Consider the following 18,928-nt stretch of genomic DNA (forward strand, 5'->3'; position numbering starts at 1 on the left):
TGTACTGTACTAAGGTCTCAAGTAGGTCGATGTATGAAAGAAGAGCTCAATATTCTAATTCAAGCTCAATACCCTCTAATCTACCTTGTGACCTCCGAGGAAGAGCGGGCAGAGCAAGCAATCTCGACCATCGCCCAATTGTTAAAGCCCCAACGCCGATTATTTGTTTGGACAGTAACACACGGCATCGTGGAGTATGGTCAACCTCGGAACGTCCCCACACACAATACTGTTTCGCCAGAGGCGGCGATTGAGTGGATCATCCGACATAAAGAACCCGGTATATTTATACTTAAAGATTTACATCCTTTTATTGATGCTCCGGCGACAACAAGATCGTTACGTGATGCGATCGCCAGCTTCAAAGGTATGCAGAAAAACATTATTTTGATGTCACCTGTGCAGCAAGTGCCTATTGAACTGGAAAAAGAAGTTGTTGTTCTAGATTTTACATTACCTGATATGGCTGAGTTGAATAAAGTTTTAACTCACCATTTAGATCAAAATCGTGGGCGACGGCTGACAACCGAAGCGAGAGAAAAACTTCTGCGAGCAGCTTTAGGCTTAACTAAAGATGAAGCTGAAAAAGTCTATCGTAAGGCGCAGGTAACAACAGGGCGTCTAACGGAAGATGAAGTAGATATAGTTTTATCGGAGAAAAAGCAATTAATTCGGCGCAATGGTATACTAGAATATATCGAAGAAGATGAAACCATTGATGCTGTAGGTGGGTTAGAGGAGCTAAAAAAATGGCTCAAGCAGCGCTCTAATGCTTTCACTGAAAGAGCCAGAGAGTATGGTTTGCCTCAACCAAAGGGAATGTTGATTTTAGGAGTTCCTGGTTGTGGTAAGTCGTTGATTGCCAAAACTACGTCTCGGTTGTGGGGTTTACCAATATTACGCTTAGATATGGGGCGAGTCTACGACGGCTCAATGGTGGGTCGGAGTGAGGCAAATCTGCGTAATGCACTGAAGACGGCAGAATCAATATCACCAACAATACTGTTTATCGATGAATTAGATAAATCCTTTGCTGGTAGTGCTGGTTCTGGTGATTCAGACGGGGGGACTTCCAGTCGGATATTCGGCTCCTTCCTGACTTGGATGCAAGAGAAGAAATCTCCAGTGTTTGTGATGGCAACAGCTAACCGAGTAGAACGCTTACCTGGGGAGTTCTTGCGGAAAGGACGCTTTGATGAGATTTTCTTTGTGGATCTGCCCACACCGGAAGAACGGCAGGATATTTACAGTATTCACCTACAAAAGCGGCGTGAAGACATTGCTCGATTCGACCTTGAGCAACTAGCCAAAATGTCGGATGGCTTCTCTGGAGCAGAAATTGAACAAGCGATTGTTGCGGCAATGTATGAAGCTTTTGCCCAAGATCGAGAGTTCACCCAACTAGATATTATTGCTGCGCTGAAGGCAACTTTGCCACTGTCTAGAACGATGCAAGAACAGGTCACAGCTCTGAGAGACTGGGCCAGACAGCGCGCACGTCCCGCAGCATCCTCCGTTGCTGAATATCAGCGAATGGAGTTTTAAAAGCTTTCCCCTGCTCACCCCAGGGGTAAAGGCTAGCACCCAAAGCTAGCAGTTTCGACCAACTGGCCGCCTCGACCTAAGCGCGGCTTAAGCTCAAACAAACCGTTGTCGTTGTTCTCATCTTCATCTTCTCATTGGAGGAAACCCAAATGTCTCATTTCAGCACACTACGCACCAAGATCACCGACGCCGAAATCCTCAAGGCTTCCCTGCGCGACCTCGGCATCAGCGTGAAAACTGAAGCTGATGTTCGTGGTTACAATGGTCAGCGTGTACGCTCTGACATCGTTGCAGTATTGGAAGGCGAATATGACCTCGGTTGGTCTCGCAACAGCGATGGTTCTTTTGACCTAATCGCTGACCTGTGGGGCGTAGCTAAGAAGCACAACCAAACTGAGTTGATCAACTCCATTAACCAAAAGTATGCCGTTAACAAGACCTTAGCTGACGTTAAACAGCGCGGTCTGCAAAACGCCAATGTGAAATTGGTATTGCAATAACAATTTCTCTGCGCGTTCCCAAAGCTGCACGGGTTAACCAAGTTAAGAGCGGTTAGCCCGCTTTTTTTTATGGGACTGAGATTTATTTCTCAGTGCCAATTTTTTGCTGCTTTACCAAAGAAATGGGTTTAAAGCCTCGCCCTAGAAGGGCGACTTTTCTTTAGCTTCCGAACTCTACAAGCATTTCGTATTCTTCGTCCGAGCATCTAATTGTTAATTTCTTTATGCCGGCATATTGCCGTTGATTTATGGGAAAATACTAGCATGAAAACACTGAAGTTTAAATAACCGGGTGTAAGAAATGAATATGTGATTATTTTGCGGTTTGACGGCTATGAAAATTTGAAAGCGTGGATGACATCAGGCGATCGCGAATATTGGCTCAATCAAGGCAAACATTTGGTAGAAGCTGACCCTTATGTTCAGGAACTTTGTGGATTAGAAGCTTGGTTTTCTCTACCTGGTAAACCTTTGAAAACTCCACCACGTTATAAAACAGCATTGTTGACTTGGGGGTCTGTATTTGTGTTGATTAATTTGTTGAATACTTTTTTAGTTCCCCTAATTCGTGGTTTACCTCCCTTAATTATTTCGTTGATAATTACCGTTATTATGGTTTTACTGTTGACATACGTTGTTATGCCTAGAGTTAGCCGTTTGTTTAGTAAGTGGCTATATGCGAAATGACAGATTTGAGATTTGAGATATTGGAGGAAATATTATCATCTAAAATTTAAAATCCAAAATATGCTGACGGATAAATCGGCTAATATGAATTCACAAAAAGTTGCGATTATAACGGCTGCTAGTCGGGGAATTGGTGCAGGTTGTGCGCGAGAGTTAGCAGCAAGGGGTTATCGTGTTTCACTAATGGCGCGATCGCCTGGTATTTTAGATTTAGCAAATGAGTTAGGTGGTATTGCCATTCAAGGTTCAATTACCAATCGGGAAGATTTGGGCTCTTGCGTACTTAGCGTGCTAAATTGATAGGATAATGCCAAGAAAGTAAAGCTCTAATCTCAAAATTACGAAAGTTTCTAAATCCAAATCCACTTCGCTTTATTAACTTCAGTTTATTATTTATTCCTTCTACTACTCCACTGGTAGTCCTTCGTTCAAAATATCCGACTATTTCTCCAAACCACCGTTTAATTGTCTGCACACTTCTTTGATAATATGGTTCAGCTTTTTTTAACCAATTGATTAATTCTAGCGTTCCCGTTACCACATTTTTATTGTCTTCAAATAAATTGTGAAAATCTTCTTTTAATGAATGCATTCTAGCTATTAAAGGAGAAGCTTGTTTAATTCTATTTAATTTATCTTTTTGCTTTTCGGTGAGCTTATTCTCGGCTTTTAGAATTGTAAATTTATTTCCTTTTAAACTTTCAAATACTTTTTTTCTTTCCGGGGCATTTAACTCAGATGCTATTTTCTTTTCTGCTATCCTAGCTCGATTTAATTCTTCATGTACTAATTTAGTAACATGGAACCTATCTACCGTTACAAGGGCGTTTGGACAAATCTTCTCAATTAAAGATTTATAATTGCCTGTCATATCAATACTTACTTCTTCTATTTGTGACAAAACTTTTTCTCCCCACATTCTCATGGTTTTTTTGATTTCAATTTGTTTTCTTTCTTTTACTAAACCTATCAATTTACCTGAATCTATATCTACTAGCACGACAATAAATTTTCCTTGTCCTTTGACCAAACTAATTTCATCTATTCCTAATCTTCTTAAATCTTTGACATCTATTGGCATCACATTTTTAGCTACATCTTCAAGCATTGATATGACTTCTTCATTAGTTAGTCCATTATTTCTTGCCACATTACTTACATTACTATTAATCACTTGTTTGATAATATATTCCGCATATCGGTATGTATACCTCTTTCTTGCTCCTAGAAAATCTAGCTTTTCATTAAATGTTTTTCGGCATTTTTTACACTTGAATCTTCGTCTATTGACATTCAGTATTACTTCAAAATCCCCCATCGGTAAATCTTTCACTAAACATTTTTGATTTTGATGTAAATGTCTTGAGTTTTGACCACAGTGTGGGCACGATGCACTTTTCGCTTTTTTACCTACTGATAGAATTAGGACTTGACCCTCTTGTAGGCTTGATTCTACTAATACTTCAGGCAAATTTAGGAGTTGAGTCATTATTCGTTTCATAATTTATTTTATTAAACATTATTAAAAAATATCTTAACATTTTAGCACGCTAAGTACCCAAGAACCGTTGTCTAATGTTTATGGTTTAACCAGAAAACAAACACATCTTTTAAGAACCTTTCAAGGAGGTAAATTTAAAAGTCAGAAACTCAAACGCCAAGATGGTGTAGAAGAAGAATATCCCTTGTTTTATTATGCTGATCCAGCGCAAGGTATAGTTGACCCTCAATTTGATGGTCTTTATCAACCCATAAATGATGAAAAAAGACAGCCTGCAGATAAAAAACAATATATGTTTGCGATGGGAGTAGAACGAGCAAATGTGCAAATTGGCTATGTCATGCTCAACACTCTATGTCTGCGGGAACATAATCGTCTTTGTGATGAATTAGCCAGCAATTATCCAGATTGGGATGATGAACGCCTCTTCCAAACATCGAGAAATATTCTCATGGCGATGATTCTGAAAATCATTATGGAAGAGTACATTAATCACATCACTCCTTATCACTTTAAGTTATTTGCTGATCCTGAAGCTTTTACTAAAGAAAGTTGGAATCGTCCCAATTGGATGGCAATTGAGTTTGATTTTGTTTATCGCTGGCATAGTGCGATTCCCGAAACCTTTAACTATAACGGCAAACCAATCAATATTGCCACATCTCTCTGGAACAATAAAATGTTTATTGACCAAGGTTTAGGTGCATTGATGGAGGAAACTTGTTCCCAACCAGGTACAAGAATTGGTTTATTCAACACCCCTGATATATTGGTTGAGTTAACCGAGTTACCCTCAATCAGACTGGGAAGACAGCTACAATTGGCAAGCTACAACGATTATCGTGAAATGTGTGGTTTCCCCAGAGTGACTAAATTTGAGCAAATTACCGGAGATGAATTTGCTCAGGAAAAACTAAAAGAATTATATGGTCATGTTGATAATATTGAGCTCTTTGTGGGACTTTACGCCGAGGATGTGCGGCAAAATTCAACTATCCCGCCTCTAGTGGCACGCTTAATTGGAATTGATGCCTTTTCTCAAGCGCTAACTAATCCTTTACTATCACCCAATATCTTCAATAAAGAGACTTTTTCTCCTGTAGGTTGGGAAATTCTTCAAAATACCAACACTGTTTCAGATTTAGTTAATCGTAATGTTCCCCCATCAGACAAAAAGTACAAAGTTACTTTTTACCTTTAACTAAAACGCCCCTTCGTCCGCCACTGAATCCGGTACTCCGGAGCAGTGGCGGAATATAACCTAGGAATATTGAATAATTTATTTTTTTGTATTCCCTGACGCTGTAACTCAAAATCCTCGTGAAAAACATGAAACTATTTACCGAATACCCAGAAAAAGACGAAGCCAAATATTGCGCTCTCATGAGTGATCTAGTCAAAAAGAACATGGACAATCTTTACGGAGGTGAGAAGAAAAAAACTGCAAAGAGAGATACTCACGCAAAAACCCATGCTGCTGTTCAAGGTACTCTAGAAATCTTTGACTTTGATGAAGCCGCAATTAAGCAGGAATTGAGCAAACGCACCTCATTAACTGAAGCTCAACTGCAAGCAATTTCCCTAAAACAAGGTTTATTTGCCCAACCCAAACAATATCCGGTGTGGCTAAGATTTGCAAATGGTGCATTTTCAGTAAAGAATGATTATGAGGGAGATACGCGCTCTATGTCCGTAAAAGTGATAGGGGTAGAAGGAGAACGACTACCGCAAAGTCACGAGTTAAAAACCCAAGATATTATTGTCCACAATACCGAACTCTTTTTTGTGAGAACCATCAAAGACTTCTACGGCTTTTTTTTGGCGATTTATCGAGCAGGGCTGTCTCCGCTTCTGAAGCTGTTGGTGCTTTTATGGCTGGGGTTGCATCCTTACGAATCATCACTTTTAAAAGCCAGTTTCAAACGGTTTCCCAAGAGTTTGCTTACAGAACGCTATTGGAGTGCTTCGGCGTATTCTCTGGGACTCAAATCCGATTTTGACCCATCTCAACCAGGTTCAGTTCCTGTAGAATATCCGACTGTGATTAAATATGGATTTACAGCGATTTCCAGTCAACCACCTCATCAACAACTTCCTCTAGAGTCCAGATCAGAAAGTGAACTTGAGCGTGCCAAAACATCAGGTTCAGAGGACAACTACTACCGAGAGGATATTATTCAAGCTTTAGCAAAACCTGATGCTGAATACACTTGGGACTTTCAAATCCAATTTCAAACTAGCCCAGAGATGTCCATTGATGATACCACCATTGCTTGGAATGAAGAGGAATCACCCTTCTTTACAGTTGGTCGTCTCACAGTTAAGCATCAAAATGTTCAGTCTCCCGCAGAAAATGACTTTGGAGAAAATCTCAGTTTTTCTCCTGGGAACGGTTTAGCAGTCCATCGTCCTGTCGGTGCGATTAATCGGTTACGCAGCATAGTTTATCCTATTGTTGCTGAGTCTCGTCACAATAAACGAGGAGTCAAATACCAGGAACCCACTGTCTGACTTTTCACAGCAATTCATAAACCTAAGTAAGTCGGTTAAAAAATAAATTAATTTGTCCCATTAACCCCTTGATGTCGTTCGCTCCGAAATATCCAACTGAATACAGGATAATTTGTTTGTAGTAGAACTTTAGGACTAAAGCGCTACTAAGAGCCGAATAAAAAAAATTTTAGGGGTGGTTACGAAACCATCCCTATATTTCAATACAGTTCAGTTAGGCTCGAATGATATACACTGTAGGGGCACGGCATCCAAAATTTTTTGTTCTAATGACAATTTTATTCGTGCCGTGCCCCTACGACAATTTTCCTTAACTGAACTGTATTGCCCTATATTTTTATTTTTTCCTTCATAAGGAATAAAATTATTTTTTCTGTTAGTCAATATACAGAATTAAAAATATTTAATTTGACAGATAAAACAATAAAAACTAACGCCATAAATAAATCCATATTTGTGTTTTCAACTACTGCATGGGTTATTTTTTCTGATATAAAATGTGTGTCTTGGCAGTTCGTAACAACGAGTAAATATATTTTGAATGGCTTTGTAGCTAAAGTTTCAAAATCCAAATTCTAGCTATTTTTTCACCTTATGAGGTATTGATATGACTTACAATTCCGAACAAATGCAACAGATTCTCCAAAAAGCTTTTGCTCGTCAACAACAGGGAGAAGTTTCACGGGAGCAGATTATAGAAATTGCGTCAGAATTAGGAGTTTCATCAGCATCGCTGCAAGCTGCTGAACAAGAATGGTTAATCCAAGAAGTAGAAGTGAAAAAGCGACAGAGATTTAATGCTCAACGACGTGGAGAGTTTAAATCACAACTAGTTTATTTTCTTGGGGTAAATGGATTTTTGATTGTGTTGAATCTATTGACAAGCCCTGGATATTTTTGGGCAATTTTTCCCCTATTGGGTTGGGGATTAAGTTTATTCTTTTCTGGTATGAAGGCTTATCAGACTAACGGAGAATCATATGAACATGATTTTCTGGAATGGTCTAAAAAACTGCCAAAATAAAAAGCGAAAATTAACTGTAGACTTGAAAATAAAACCCCACCCCCAATACGGTTCGGTTAAGAGCCGTAGTTATCTTCTAACTTTTATGCCAAAAATAATATTAGGGGTGGTTTTGCAACCACCCCTAATTCCCCTCTTATTTAGAATTTACTTGCAGCACCCTTAATGGGAAGTTAATTTACTCAGAAATATTAACGGAACGTTCAACTTGAGAATTAGCCAATGTTGGTGCAGTGAAAATCTGCGAATATAGGCTTGTTGGTTGTTGATGAGCGACTATGGGCAGAACTTGACGAGCATGGGCGGCTAGTTCTACTGTTTTGACATCATAAGTCTGTGTTGCCAATTTGGGATAAAGACCGATACCGATGATAGGAACAATCAGACAAGCGGTAATAAACAATTCGCGGGGTTTAACATCCAGCACTACCTTATCTAAATGTAACTCTTCGCTTTGCTGACCGTAGAATACTTGGCGCAGCATGGACAGTAAATAAATCGGAGTTAAAATCACGCCAACGGCTGACAGCAGGACAACTACAACTTTGAAGGTGGAACTGTAAACATCACTGGAAGCAAGACCGAGGAAGATCATCAACTCGCCTGCGAAGCCACTCATCCCTGGTAAAGCGAGAGAAGCCATTGAACCGATGGTAAACAGAGCAAAGGTTTTGGGCATTACTTTAGCTATCCCACCCATTTTGTCCATCATTAAGGTGTGGGTGCGTTCGTAGGTGACGCCAGAGAGGAAGAACAAGCTAGCAGCAATCAAGCCGTGGGAAACCATTTGTAGTACCGCACCGCTGACGCCGATTTCTGTAAAGGAAGCAATCCCAATCAGGACAAACCCCATGTGAGCAATGGAAGAGTAAGCCAAACGGCGTTTGAGATTGGTTTGAGCGAAGGCGCAGCAAGCACCGTAGACAATGTTAACTACACCCAAAATCGCTAGGACTGGGGCAAAGGTAACATGGGCATGAGGCAACATTTCAACATTGAAGCGGATGAGGGCATAACCACCCATTTTCAGCAACACACCAGCCAAAATCATCGAACCAGGGGCTGATGCTTCACCGTGAGCATCAGGTAACCAAGTGTGGAGAGGGAAAATTGGCAGTTTGACACCGAAAGCAATCAAGAAACCTGCGTATACTAATAGTTCAAAAGCTTTGGGATATTCTTTCATTCCCAGAGCTGCCATATTAAAGGTGACAGTATCTCCAGAGAATGCCATTGCAAACCCAGCTACCAGGATAAATATAGAAGCAGCAGCAGTATAAATAATGAATTTGGTAGCAGCATAACGGCGCTTTGGACCACCCCAGATGGAGATTAGCAAGTATACAGGTACTAACTCAATTTCCCACATCAGGAAGAACAAGAGCAAATCTTGGGCGAGAAATACGCCTAACTGGGCGCTGTACATCACCAACATTAGCCCATAAAATAGACGCGGCTTGGTGGTTACTTTCCAAGCCGCGAAGACTGCGAGGGTATTAATTAAGCCTGTGAGTAACACTAAAGGCATCGATAGACCGTCAACCGCTACAGACCAATTCAAACCTAACTGCGGTACCCAAGCATAGTTTTCGACAAATTGGAATGTTGAGGTTTGGAAGTCGTAGTGTTGCCAAAAGGCGTAAATCATTAATGCGAAGTCGGCTAGTGCTACTCCCAGTCCGTACCAGCGGACGGTTTTGCCTTCTTTGTCTGGAATCAGGGGGATGGCTAGGGAAGCCACCAGGGGTAAGAGGATTATGGCTGTTAGCCAGGGGAAGTCTAGAGGAATCATCACTTTTGACAATCGATTTTTGTTTTCGCTTTTAATTACATTATATTAAGAAGTCGTTACTTTTGTAAATGTTTCTGCGCCCTGAAATCTTAAGTTTTGCGATTTACATAGTAATATATACTCACTAAAGTCATATTTTTGGGGATTTTTAGGAATAAATACTCACTTATTAGTGGAGCAAGACAATTCTAGATATAAACTTTTGTAACGTCAACAAAAAACGGCGACTAATGTCACCGTTTTGGGTTATAATCTGCTGATTGTAAAGATAGATATTTATAGATAGGACTTTGGGCGCCGTTGTTAAACGATGCGGTTAACAATTGTCCAGACATCGCCATCAGAGCGGACGTGGGGAACTGAGATCTTTTTGAAGCCGGTAATAAAAGGTTTGTAATAAACCTGCCAATACATGGGACTGAGTTGATCGGCGCAAGCCTTGAGCAGGCGGGTTTCTGCGGCTAGTTCGCCTGCGAGTTGGTTGACACGTTGAGCATGAACCTGAGCGACCTTTTTCGCTGCTTCTAGCTGCTGCTGTAAGGAAAGCTGTTTGGATTCAACTTGCCAAAGTGCTAAATCAGCTTGTTTTTGTTGTAGTTGAGCGGCTAAAGCCGTGATCGCCCCATCTATTCCTTGGAGTTCAGCAGATAATTGCGGATTTTCCCTGGCTTGACGGCGATAAGCCTCAACGATTGCCAGAGGGGAATCATGTTCACCAGCCACTATATTATTAGTGGTGAGCGTAGCGCGTTCTTGGTTGAGAGCTTGAATCTGAGCGTGTAAAGCTGTGATTTCTGACTGAAGAAGGTCAATCATTCCAGTTTAGGGGCTTCCAGTTTAAAAAATACCCATTTTGTAGGGTGCGTCAGAAAATAATACAACTGCTGCAGCCTAAATATCTAGGGCTGACGCACCCTACGAGATCTTCGTCAATCCTCATCAAAGATAGTGGCGCCTTGGTGATCGAGAGAAAGCGATCGCACAATGGCGGTGATTCCCTGTGGTTTCCAAGCAGTGGCGATCGCCACTGCGACATCCTGAGCGTGTAACCCATCTGTCAAAGCCAACAACGTCGGACCTGCACCACTAATTACCACACCATAAGCGCCACAAGCCATAGCCGCAGCATTCACAGCATCGTAACCAGGAATCAAAGCTTGACGATAAGGCTGATGCAATTTATCTTGCAAGGCGGTGCTTAACCATTCGGCGTTACCAGTTTCCAAACCGCGCAATAATAAACCCAAATGGGCGATATTGAAAATTGCATCTGCACGACTAAACTCAGTTGGTAAAACGCGCCGGGCTTCTGATGTTGACAACTCAAAATCAGGAATCGCCAGGACTGGAACTATATTCTCATGCCAGGGAACATCACAAATTTCCCAACCGACTGTGCTGGTAGCAGCCAGACGACAACCCCCCAATAAAGCAGGGACTACATTATCAGGGTGTCCTTCGATAGCGATCGCCAACTCCATCACCTGGGACTGCGACAGAGTACCACCAGCCAATTGATTCGCACCAACCAACCCGCCAACAATCGCCGTCGCCGAACTCCCCAAACCCCGCGCCAGGGGTACACCCAGATGAATGTCAATTTTCACCGAGGGCGGTGTCTGATCTATATATTGATATAACTTCGTAAACGCCTGATAGAGCAGATTGCTCTCATCAGTTTGCACCCGTTCGGCTTCTGAGCCTGTGACATGAATAATTAATCCACCCGCATCGAGACGAGTGAACTTAACCTGGTTGTAAAGCGTTAAAGCTGCGCCTATGCAGTCAAAACCAGGCCCCAAATTTGCCGTTGTGGCGGGAACGTTAACAGTGACACTTGAAACAACAGACATCTGCAAATACTCACCAATCGATCAACCAGCATCTCATGGAATTGACAACTGGTGGCAGATATTTATAGCCAGGGAGAATAATTGTTTGCAAAACTTAATATAACAGTAAGCCATCGCTCTGGGTTTACAAAGGGTGAATCTTTAAGCCAAGAGTAAGCGCTCACTATCGTGATTTACACAATCGGTAATCCAAAAACTCCTGTTTATCTATGGCGATGAGATGATCGTCAGTTCTGTTATAGTACAAATACACTATAAAAATCAAACAAAAAGTATAATTTATAGAGTTTGTAATTTACAAGGTTATGTAATATGTCTAGTACGCACACGGGTATTGAGTGGACAGATAAAACCTGGAACCCAACAACTGGTTGTAACAAGGTTAGCCCTGGTTGTGTCCATTGCTATGCAGAAGCTATCACTAAACGGTTTCCTAATAATTTCAAGAATGGATTTGATTTAACTTTACACCCAGAAAGGTTAAAAGAACCGATAAAATGGCGTACTCCCAGCCGAATTTTTGTTAATTCGATGAGCGACCTTTTTCACGAAGATGTACCTCTTGATTTCATTCAAAATGTCTTTAAAGTTATCGAAGCAACACCGTGGCATATATATCAAATATTAACAAAACGTCCTGAGAGATTACTAGAATTAGCTTCCGGACTAGATTTTCATAAAAATATCTGGTTGGGTGTCTCAGTTGAAAATCAAAACTATGTTGAGCGTATAGACTTTCTACGCCAAGTTCCTGCGGCTGTCCGTTTTCTTTCTTGTGAACCGCTTTTAGGTGCATTGAATCTTGACTTAACAGATATTCATTGGGTCATTGTAGGTGGAGAGTCTGGTCAAAAATATCGTCCCATGAAAATTGAATGGGCACAGGATATTCGTGACCAGTGTCAATCTACAGGAGTAGCATTTTTCTTCAAACAAATTGGTGGAAAAACTTCTAAATCTGGAGGTAGATTACTGGATAATAGAATATGGGATGAAATGCCTGATGCTTGGAAAGAACATCAAAAAATGTGGGTAAATACAGCCCACAAATTAGCAGTAAAAAAAGAAAATATGGTACTTACTTCTTAGGCATAAATGTAACTCTTACTGAATCTCCAAACGTATTTTTACGTCGGTTATTTGCAGGTGGGTCTGCGATAATTTTACCTTGAGATTCAAGATGATTGAGAGCAGCTTTATAGTTTTTGCTAATATAACGCCTACCCACATGATGCTGATCGTAAATTTCTTTCATGGTTATTGTTTGACCTGCAAATTTATCTAATAGCATTTCTTCCAACTCATCGAGAGGACGAGAAAGTTGAAAAAGTAATGGTTGTCTATAAGTAGCTGGATTATATTCAAAAGAAGGTACGCCTTGATTTTGCTCAGAACTCTCATTAGCCATAATTCCCTTCATGATTTCGTAACCTTTGATATGCTTACTTACGAATATTAAATGATGGCTAGTTCTGTTTCCGTTCTCATGTTTGAAGCAAAAAGGCAGAACATACTCTCCGCCCATTTTTTTCAGAGCTTCGCAAATTTCCTCTATAATTGTTACCTCCCGTTCTTCTGGTTTGAGCGCTGTTAGTCGCTCGCGTACTTCATCGGCTCGGATTTGTCCGAACAGCGCATTCATGTGTTCTTCAACAGCTGCGTTACCTAAACCCATATTGATCCGGTTGTAATTAAAAAAGAAGATGCAATCACACCCCCAGTTCTTCACAACCGAGTTAATAAGTTGTAGCGATAAGCCTTTATATCCCCAAGGATCTACAAAAAACAATGTGGGGTCTAACTTCCGCTCATTAAATTCCTTAACAATATTTTCGCCTACTTCATGATTTCGTATTTGGGGCTGATATTTCAAAGTCTCAATACCTGGAATTGCATTGATAGCTTGTTGAAGAGAGTTGACATTTTCTGGGTCAGCATCATTAAATACTGTCACCAGCAGATTTTGCATATCTGGTTCAGAAATTGCAGTTTCCAAAACTTCTATTGGTGTTGATTTTGAACCGTCTTTATATCGACCAGGACCAGCAAACAGATCAATATACGCAATTCTAGAACCAAATTTTTTCGCTGTTGGTATAATTACCTTTGCCCAAGCCCAAAAATATTTCTTAACAATTCTGGCTTTTATTAGGGATTGCTCTTTCTGTTCGTCAAAGAAGGAACTATTACTCATACGCAGTGAAATATCTATACTATGATGTATATATTACACTCCATAGCTGCATAGAGTCTTGAGTTAAAGCTTAAGCTAATACAAAATTTCACCCCAACCGCGACTAAATCAACAGACTAGGTAAATCTGCTGTAGGCGACTTGGGTTAATAGCCGGTGATGGGTCTACAGTAATTGAACATGGGTGTCAGGGAATAGCTTTGTTTTGAGAATACCCATGATTGAGGTGTTCCGCTGCTCGACACCTCAATTATGGGTATTTTTTAGTTGGAAGTCCCTAAGTGCGGAAATTGTGGTGATATTATTGTAATCTTGTAATTTCTTTTGAAAAAGAATAAACGCAGCATCTCTCTCGAGACAGATATTTTGAGGATTTCTATTTATCTGGGTATTTTTAAGAACTAATTATGCAAAAATAATTTCTAATAGTAGTTCCAGAAGATGACTTTATGGAACTAATTAATGCTAATACTCGTACCACGATTATGCTGTGTATTATTGCTTTGATAGTGGCGATGGCTGTTGCTATTCAGATTGTACGGTGGATAACGCAACCAGTTCTGGCTTTAAATAAATCAGCAAACGCACTTGCTCAAGGTGAATGGGAAAAGAGGATAAAAATATGGCGTTCTGATGAATTGGGCGAATTAGTCAAGTCATTTAATAGTATGGCGCATCAACTCAAAGCAACATTTCTAGAAATGCAGACTTTAAACAAAACTTTATGCCAAAGTGAAAGTCGCCTGCAGCAATTTTTAGAAGCTGTGCCTGTACCTATTTCGATATATGATAGCACTGGGCAATTCTACTATGCTAATCGCACTGCAAAACAGTTATTTAGCATTGAGAGATTAGCAGAAGTTAAAAGCGAAGAATTGGCACAATTGTATCAAGTTTATCTGGCTGAGAGTGACCAGTCGTATCCTATTGCCCAATTACCAATTGTAGGTTCTTTAGCAGATCAAACCATTCACGTTGATAATTTAGAGCTGCGTCAAGAGCAGAAAATTATCCCTGTAGAAGTTTTAAGCACGCCAATTTTTGATGAAACTGGGAAGATAGCCTATGCGATCGCAGCTTTTATTGATATTACCGAACGCAAACAAGCACAGAAGCTCCTAGCCGATTATAATACCATGTTAGAGCAGCAGGTTGCTGAAAGTACCCTAGAACTACAAGCAGAAATCGCTAAACGCAAGCAGGCAGAGCAAGCACTTCAAGAAAGCGAGATGCGATTGAGGCTATTGTCAGAGGCGACATTTGAGCCGCTCGTCATTACCGATACTCGTCGTTCTCTCAAAGCACTACCATCTCTGCAAACAAGCACCGCATCTACAGAATTGTTGGAGGATAGTGACCTCCAGAACGCTCTCCATCGGTTCGCAACGCAGATGTTTTCTACTACTAATACATGTATTATTTGTCAAGTAATAGGTGAGATATACTCCCTGTCTTCGGATGTTGAGAGCAACCTACTAAACATTGGTCAAGAAGCATTAACTAATGCTTTCAAATACGCGAAAGCCAGGAAAATATACGTTGATTGTGTATATAAAAAGAAACAGCTAATTTTGGTAATTAAGGATGATGGACAAGGCTTTGATATCAACAATGTATCTTTATTCAACATTTCTGGTCTTTTAGAGATGAGCGAACGCGCTGAACGCATCGGCGCAAAATTGACAATTAAGAGTTCGCCAAAACAGGGAACAGAAATCACCGTATTACTCTACCGAGAGCAAACGCTTATCAGCAAATGTCAGTAAGTTTAAGCGAGCCAGTAAGTTTTTAGCTTAGTTTAGGTACAACCTTTCAAATTCCTTTAAATCCTGTACCACCTTCTACCTCTTGTTTTGCTTGAGTAGAACCCGTCAATTTCTCAGAAGTCTGTTGTTTTTTGCCAAGTTGGCTCAAGAAGATACCAACTAAAATAACGCTACCGCCGATATATTGAGCCAAAGTGGGAGCTTCGCCTAAAATTAAATAAGCTGCTATAATACCTATAATTGGGGTAAACGAGCCAATTAAGGAAGCCGTAGATACAGTGACAGTTCTCAAGCCTTGAATCCAGAATGACTGACCTACGACCACAATCAACCCACCATAAAGGAACATCCACTTCCACAAAAACGGTGAGAATGCATCAGTGAAATGGTCGCGACCATAGAGTATTAAAGCAACGAAGAAAAAGATAACGGTTCCTAGTGCAGTACGAAAGATACTGTAAATTTCTACTGGTATCTGGGAGATATATTTTTAGGACTTACGCACTGTACAAATTTGGCATGGTATGCTTTTACCAAAATACGTTGTTTCAGGCTTTGATTAATTATTACTTTGATGGTAAACAGACCTGCGTTTTCGGGGTTTAGCAATGCTAAACCCCTACGAAATCTCCGGTTTTTTGCAGCCCATATTTTGTGTTTTTTGTCAATGCGTAAGTAAAGTAATACAAATCCGGTTAAATCAACACACAAAAATTCGGGGCACAGCAGTGCTGCGCCCCTACAAATACCATGTGCAATCCCCCAGATTTGATATTACTTCAAAGTTCCTAAAACTGGTGCTAATTCAGACTCTGGGATTGTCGGAATCAATAATCCCTTGGCATAAATTTCCGGATTTCTTTGAGCAATGATGCTATAAGATTGACGGACTTCACTATTCACTGCGACAGTCTTAACATCATACATTTGCATCGCCGCCTTGGGGTATAACCCGATGCCGATAATCAGCACCAGAAAACAGGCAGCAATAAACACTTCACGAGGATTAGCATCTCGGTAAACTGCTTGGGTAGGTAGAACGCAGTCAGTCCCGAAACATACTGCTTCTTCGGCTTCCTGATTGTTCAAACCTGCATCTCCAATATTGCAGCTAAGTTTGGCACTAGTGCCAAAAAATACCTGTTTTAACATAGACAGCAAATATATCGGCGTGAGGATGACTCCCACGGCTGCGAGGAAGACTGTGACGGTGCAGAAAGTGGAACTGTAGACATCGCTGGTTGTTACACCCAGAAAAACCGAGAGTTCGCCGGCAAAGCCACTCATACCGGGGAGAGCCAGGGAAGCCATTGCACCCATTGTAAATAAGGCAAACACTCTGGGCATTACCTGACCAATACCACCCATATCTGCCATTGCCATTGTGTGGGTGCGATCATAGGTCACGCCTGCCAAGAAGAATAGCACAGAGGCAATCAAACCGTGGGAAATCATCTGCAACATCGCGCCGTTGATTCCCAAATCGGTGAAGGACGCAATACCCAGTAGTACAAATCCCATGTGGGAAATGGACGAATAGGCGAGGCGACGTTTCATATTAGTCTGAGCAAAGGAATTCAAGGCGCCATAGATAATATTGACAACGCCGAGAATGGCTAGAACCGGTGCAAAGTATATGTGTGCATCAGGCAACATTTCCAGATTCAGGCGAATTAGTCCGTATCCACCCATTTTCAGCAGCACACCAGCCAGAATCATCGACACGGGCGAGGATGCTTCACCGTGGGCATCAGGTAGCCAAGTATGCATCGGGAAAATTGCCAGCTTGACACCAAAGGCAATCAGCAATCCCGCATACAGTAGCAGTTCTAGAGCCAGTGGGTAATCTTTCATGCCCAGGGTTTCTATATCAAATGATACAGCGCCACCACCATAGAGCGCCATTCCCAGAGCAGCCACGAGAATAAATATAGAAGCCGCTGCGGTATAGAGCAAGAATTTTGTCGCCGCGTAACGACGCTTCTGTCCGCCCCAAATACAAACAAGTAGATACACGGGAATCAGTTCGACTTCCCACATGATGAAAAATAGCAGCAAATCTTTGGCGACAAATACCCCGACCTGTGCGGAATACAGCACCAACATGAGAAAATAGAATAGGCGGGGTCGGCGATCAACTTGCCATGCGGAAAACATGGAGAGTGTGGTGACAAATCCTGCCAGTAGGACGAGGGGAAATGACAGACCATCAACCGAAACTGCCCAGTTAATACCTAATTGAGGTACCCAGGCATAATTCTCGACGAGTTGAAAATTCGCACTACTCGGATCGTAATGCTTCCAAAAGGCATAGCACATCAAGGCAAAATCTGCTATACCTACACCCATTGCATACCACCGCACGAGCTTACCATCTTTGTCAGGTAGCACAGGTATAAGCAGGGACGCAACAAGTGGTAGCAGGACAATCGCTGTCAGCCAGGGAAATTGATCTGTTATCATTTCACTCAGAAAAAATACTTATTTGTTTAATAATTTAATTCTACTTCTATTTGTAACGTTTTGTTGATAAGTCTTTACCCTAGGTACCCATAGACAAATTTATTTTCTATCGAATACAATTGAGTTACGGCTGAAACCATTGATACTCATAGGGACACAACGGCTTGCACCCCTACGAGGATATGCCTGATGCTCTAAATTTGTTATTAGTAGCTTTTTCCCCCTTAAATCCATGACAGAAATTCACGTGGTCACAGAAGGTCTTTCTACAAGGGGCTATAGTTCTTAATATTTTATTTACCTTATTACTCAGGATTAGTGATATACTAAGGCATATATTAATTTCTTTATTAAAAATTTAAAAATGAAATATTTAGAACGTTGGGAGCAATACGCTCCTGATGCTTATGATGCTATTCGTCGTAAAACTGATGATGTAGCAGAAATTGCCAGGAATACTGGTTGGATGGAATTTCGCATTCAACGGATAAAAGACCACCTGTTCTATCGTCAGCACCAATTAGATTACGGATTTGATTGCTTTGACCCTGACCCAGATATAGCTGATACCTGGTTCAGGTTGCAGCAAGGTAATTTTAACCATGAAGATCTACAATTACTTAAACACGAGTATTTTGAGTCACGCTTTGAGGTGATTTTTCATACCAACTACCGTACTGCTCATGAGGCGACTGTACGCTCTGGTCGCTTGTGGAGTCCACCACTAACATAAGTTAAACTCAAATAAGTTAAAACTAAAGTGTCTAGTATTTAGATACAATATCTTGTTTTATGGCTTTTTACGTATTAATTTTAAAACAAGCGGAGGATGAGGCAGGCGTTACTTACCGCTTCGGTCTACATGAAGATCATCTTGGCTCTTTATGGTTAGATAAATCTAGTGGAGAAGTCAAGGAACTTCAAGAAATACCTGCTCAAAACTCACAGGCATTTTTTCAACGAGCAGCGGTAAAGGTTCGCCAACACTGGAAGCAAGGAATCTTTCCTGAAAAAACTTGCTGGGCATCCTGAGAATAGTTTGGCATTGATAGCCTATTGATCACAATACACTATCAATGCGCTGTTCTTTCGC

Annotated in this window: 16 protein-coding genes and 2 pseudogenes; 11 read left to right on the forward strand and 7 right to left on the reverse strand. The window is 41.0% G+C overall.

Going from position 1 to position 18,928, the window contains the following annotated elements:
* The first annotated feature begins 33 nt into the window (after positions 1–33).
* The 4 genes and pseudogenes from HEQ19_04475 to HEQ19_04490 all read left to right on the forward strand — a co-directional run bounded on the left by HEQ19_04475 (position 34) and on the right by HEQ19_04490 (position 3,032).
* A complete protein-coding gene (locus HEQ19_04475; protein ID WYL98888.1) occupies positions 34–1,545 on the forward strand; it encodes an AAA family ATPase in 1,512 nt (503 codons plus the stop codon).
* Between the two features lie 149 nt (positions 1,546–1,694).
* A complete protein-coding gene (locus HEQ19_04480) occupies positions 1,695–2,045 on the forward strand; it encodes a DUF1257 domain-containing protein (protein ID WYL98889.1) in 351 nt (116 codons plus the stop codon).
* A gap of 288 nt (positions 2,046–2,333) precedes the next feature.
* Positions 2,334–2,732, forward strand: a pseudogene (locus HEQ19_04485) (antibiotic biosynthesis monooxygenase).
* A gap of 84 nt (positions 2,733–2,816) precedes the next feature.
* Positions 2,817–3,032 (forward strand): SDR family NAD(P)-dependent oxidoreductase, encoded by a 216-nt coding sequence (locus tag HEQ19_04490; GenBank protein ID WYL98890.1) that lies wholly within the window; start codon positions 2,817–2,819, stop codon positions 3,030–3,032.
* Here the strand turns inward: HEQ19_04490 and HEQ19_04495 are convergent.
* Positions 3,016–4,221, reverse strand: coding sequence for an ISL3 family transposase (locus tag HEQ19_04495; GenBank protein ID WYL98891.1), 1,206 nt, complete (start codon positions 4,219–4,221; stop codon positions 3,016–3,018). The two genes, HEQ19_04490 and HEQ19_04495, sit on opposite strands and share 17 nt — an antisense overlap.
* Positions 4,222–4,300: 79 nt before the next feature.
* Here HEQ19_04495 and HEQ19_04500 point away from each other — a divergent pair, with 79 nt between their 5' ends.
* The 3 genes from HEQ19_04500 to HEQ19_04510 all read left to right on the forward strand — a co-directional run bounded on the left by HEQ19_04500 (position 4,301) and on the right by HEQ19_04510 (position 7,768).
* Positions 4,301–5,434: a peroxidase family protein gene (locus HEQ19_04500; GenBank protein ID WZI67107.1), complete on the forward strand. Its 1,134-nt coding sequence runs from the start codon at positions 4,301–4,303 to the stop codon at positions 5,432–5,434.
* Positions 5,435–5,562: 128 nt separating this feature from the next.
* Positions 5,563–6,744, forward strand: a complete 1,182-nt coding sequence (locus tag HEQ19_04505; GenBank protein ID WYL98892.1) for a catalase — start codon at positions 5,563–5,565, stop codon at positions 6,742–6,744.
* A gap of 607 nt (positions 6,745–7,351) precedes the next feature.
* Positions 7,352–7,768 (forward strand): 2TM domain-containing protein, encoded by a 417-nt coding sequence (locus HEQ19_04510; GenBank protein ID WYL98893.1) that lies wholly within the window; start codon positions 7,352–7,354, stop codon positions 7,766–7,768.
* A gap of 178 nt (positions 7,769–7,946) precedes the next feature.
* On the opposite strand, the gene HEQ19_04515 is transcribed toward HEQ19_04510, so the two are convergent.
* From HEQ19_04515 to thrB, 3 genes are all read right to left on the reverse strand, one after another.
* Positions 7,947–9,560, reverse strand: a complete 1,614-nt coding sequence (locus tag HEQ19_04515) for an NAD(P)H-quinone oxidoreductase subunit 4 (GenBank protein WYM03253.1) — start codon at positions 9,558–9,560, stop codon at positions 7,947–7,949.
* A gap of 303 nt (positions 9,561–9,863) precedes the next feature.
* A complete protein-coding gene (locus tag HEQ19_04520; protein ID WYM03254.2) occupies positions 9,864–10,376 on the reverse strand; it encodes a hypothetical protein in 513 nt (170 codons plus the stop codon).
* Positions 10,377–10,489: 113 nt separating this feature from the next.
* Positions 10,490–11,413, reverse strand: coding sequence for a homoserine kinase (gene thrB / locus HEQ19_04525; protein WYL98894.1), 924 nt, complete (start codon positions 11,411–11,413; stop codon positions 10,490–10,492).
* A 312-nt stretch (positions 11,414–11,725) separates the two neighbouring features.
* On the opposite strand from thrB, the gene HEQ19_04530 reads away from it, so the two are divergent.
* Complete coding sequence (locus HEQ19_04530) at positions 11,726–12,502, forward strand: phage Gp37/Gp68 family protein (protein ID WYL98895.1); 777 nt, start codon at positions 11,726–11,728, stop codon at positions 12,500–12,502.
* Here HEQ19_04530 and HEQ19_04535 read toward each other — a convergent pair.
* Entirely contained in the window at positions 12,492–13,607 is a 1,116-nt protein-coding gene (locus HEQ19_04535) for a three-Cys-motif partner protein TcmP (protein WYL98896.1), read from the reverse strand. The genes HEQ19_04530 and HEQ19_04535 overlap by 11 nt on opposite strands.
* Positions 13,608–14,055: 448 nt before the next feature.
* On the opposite strand from HEQ19_04535, the gene HEQ19_04540 reads away from it, so the two are divergent.
* Positions 14,056–15,372, forward strand: a complete 1,317-nt coding sequence (locus tag HEQ19_04540) for a HAMP domain-containing protein (GenBank protein WYL98897.1) — start codon at positions 14,056–14,058, stop codon at positions 15,370–15,372.
* Positions 15,373–15,418: 46 nt separating this feature from the next.
* On the opposite strand, the pseudogene HEQ19_04545 reads toward HEQ19_04540, so the two are convergent.
* Together HEQ19_04545 and HEQ19_04550 are read right to left on the reverse strand one after the other, a co-directional pair.
* Positions 15,419–15,862, reverse strand: a pseudogene (locus HEQ19_04545) (DMT family transporter).
* 284 nt (positions 15,863–16,146) lie between these two features.
* A complete protein-coding gene (locus tag HEQ19_04550; protein ID WYL98898.1) occupies positions 16,147–17,835 on the reverse strand; it encodes an NAD(P)H-quinone oxidoreductase subunit 4 in 1,689 nt (562 codons plus the stop codon).
* 364 nt (positions 17,836–18,199) lie between these two features.
* Here HEQ19_04550 and HEQ19_04555 point away from each other — a divergent pair, with 364 nt between their 5' ends.
* Together HEQ19_04555 and HEQ19_04560 are read left to right on the forward strand one after the other, a co-directional pair.
* Positions 18,200–18,568, forward strand: coding sequence for a hypothetical protein (locus HEQ19_04555; protein WYL98899.1), 369 nt, complete (start codon positions 18,200–18,202; stop codon positions 18,566–18,568).
* Between the two features lie 59 nt (positions 18,569–18,627).
* On the forward strand, positions 18,628–18,867 hold the full coding sequence (locus HEQ19_04560; GenBank protein ID WYL98900.1) for a hypothetical protein: 240 nt from the start codon (positions 18,628–18,630) through the stop codon (positions 18,865–18,867).
* The last annotated feature ends 61 nt before the right edge of the window (positions 18,868–18,928 follow it).

Origin of the sequence: Gloeotrichia echinulata CP02, from assembly GCA_038087035.1 — a bacterium.
GTDB lineage: Bacteria > Cyanobacteriota > Cyanobacteriia > Cyanobacteriales > Nostocaceae > Gloeotrichia > Gloeotrichia echinulata.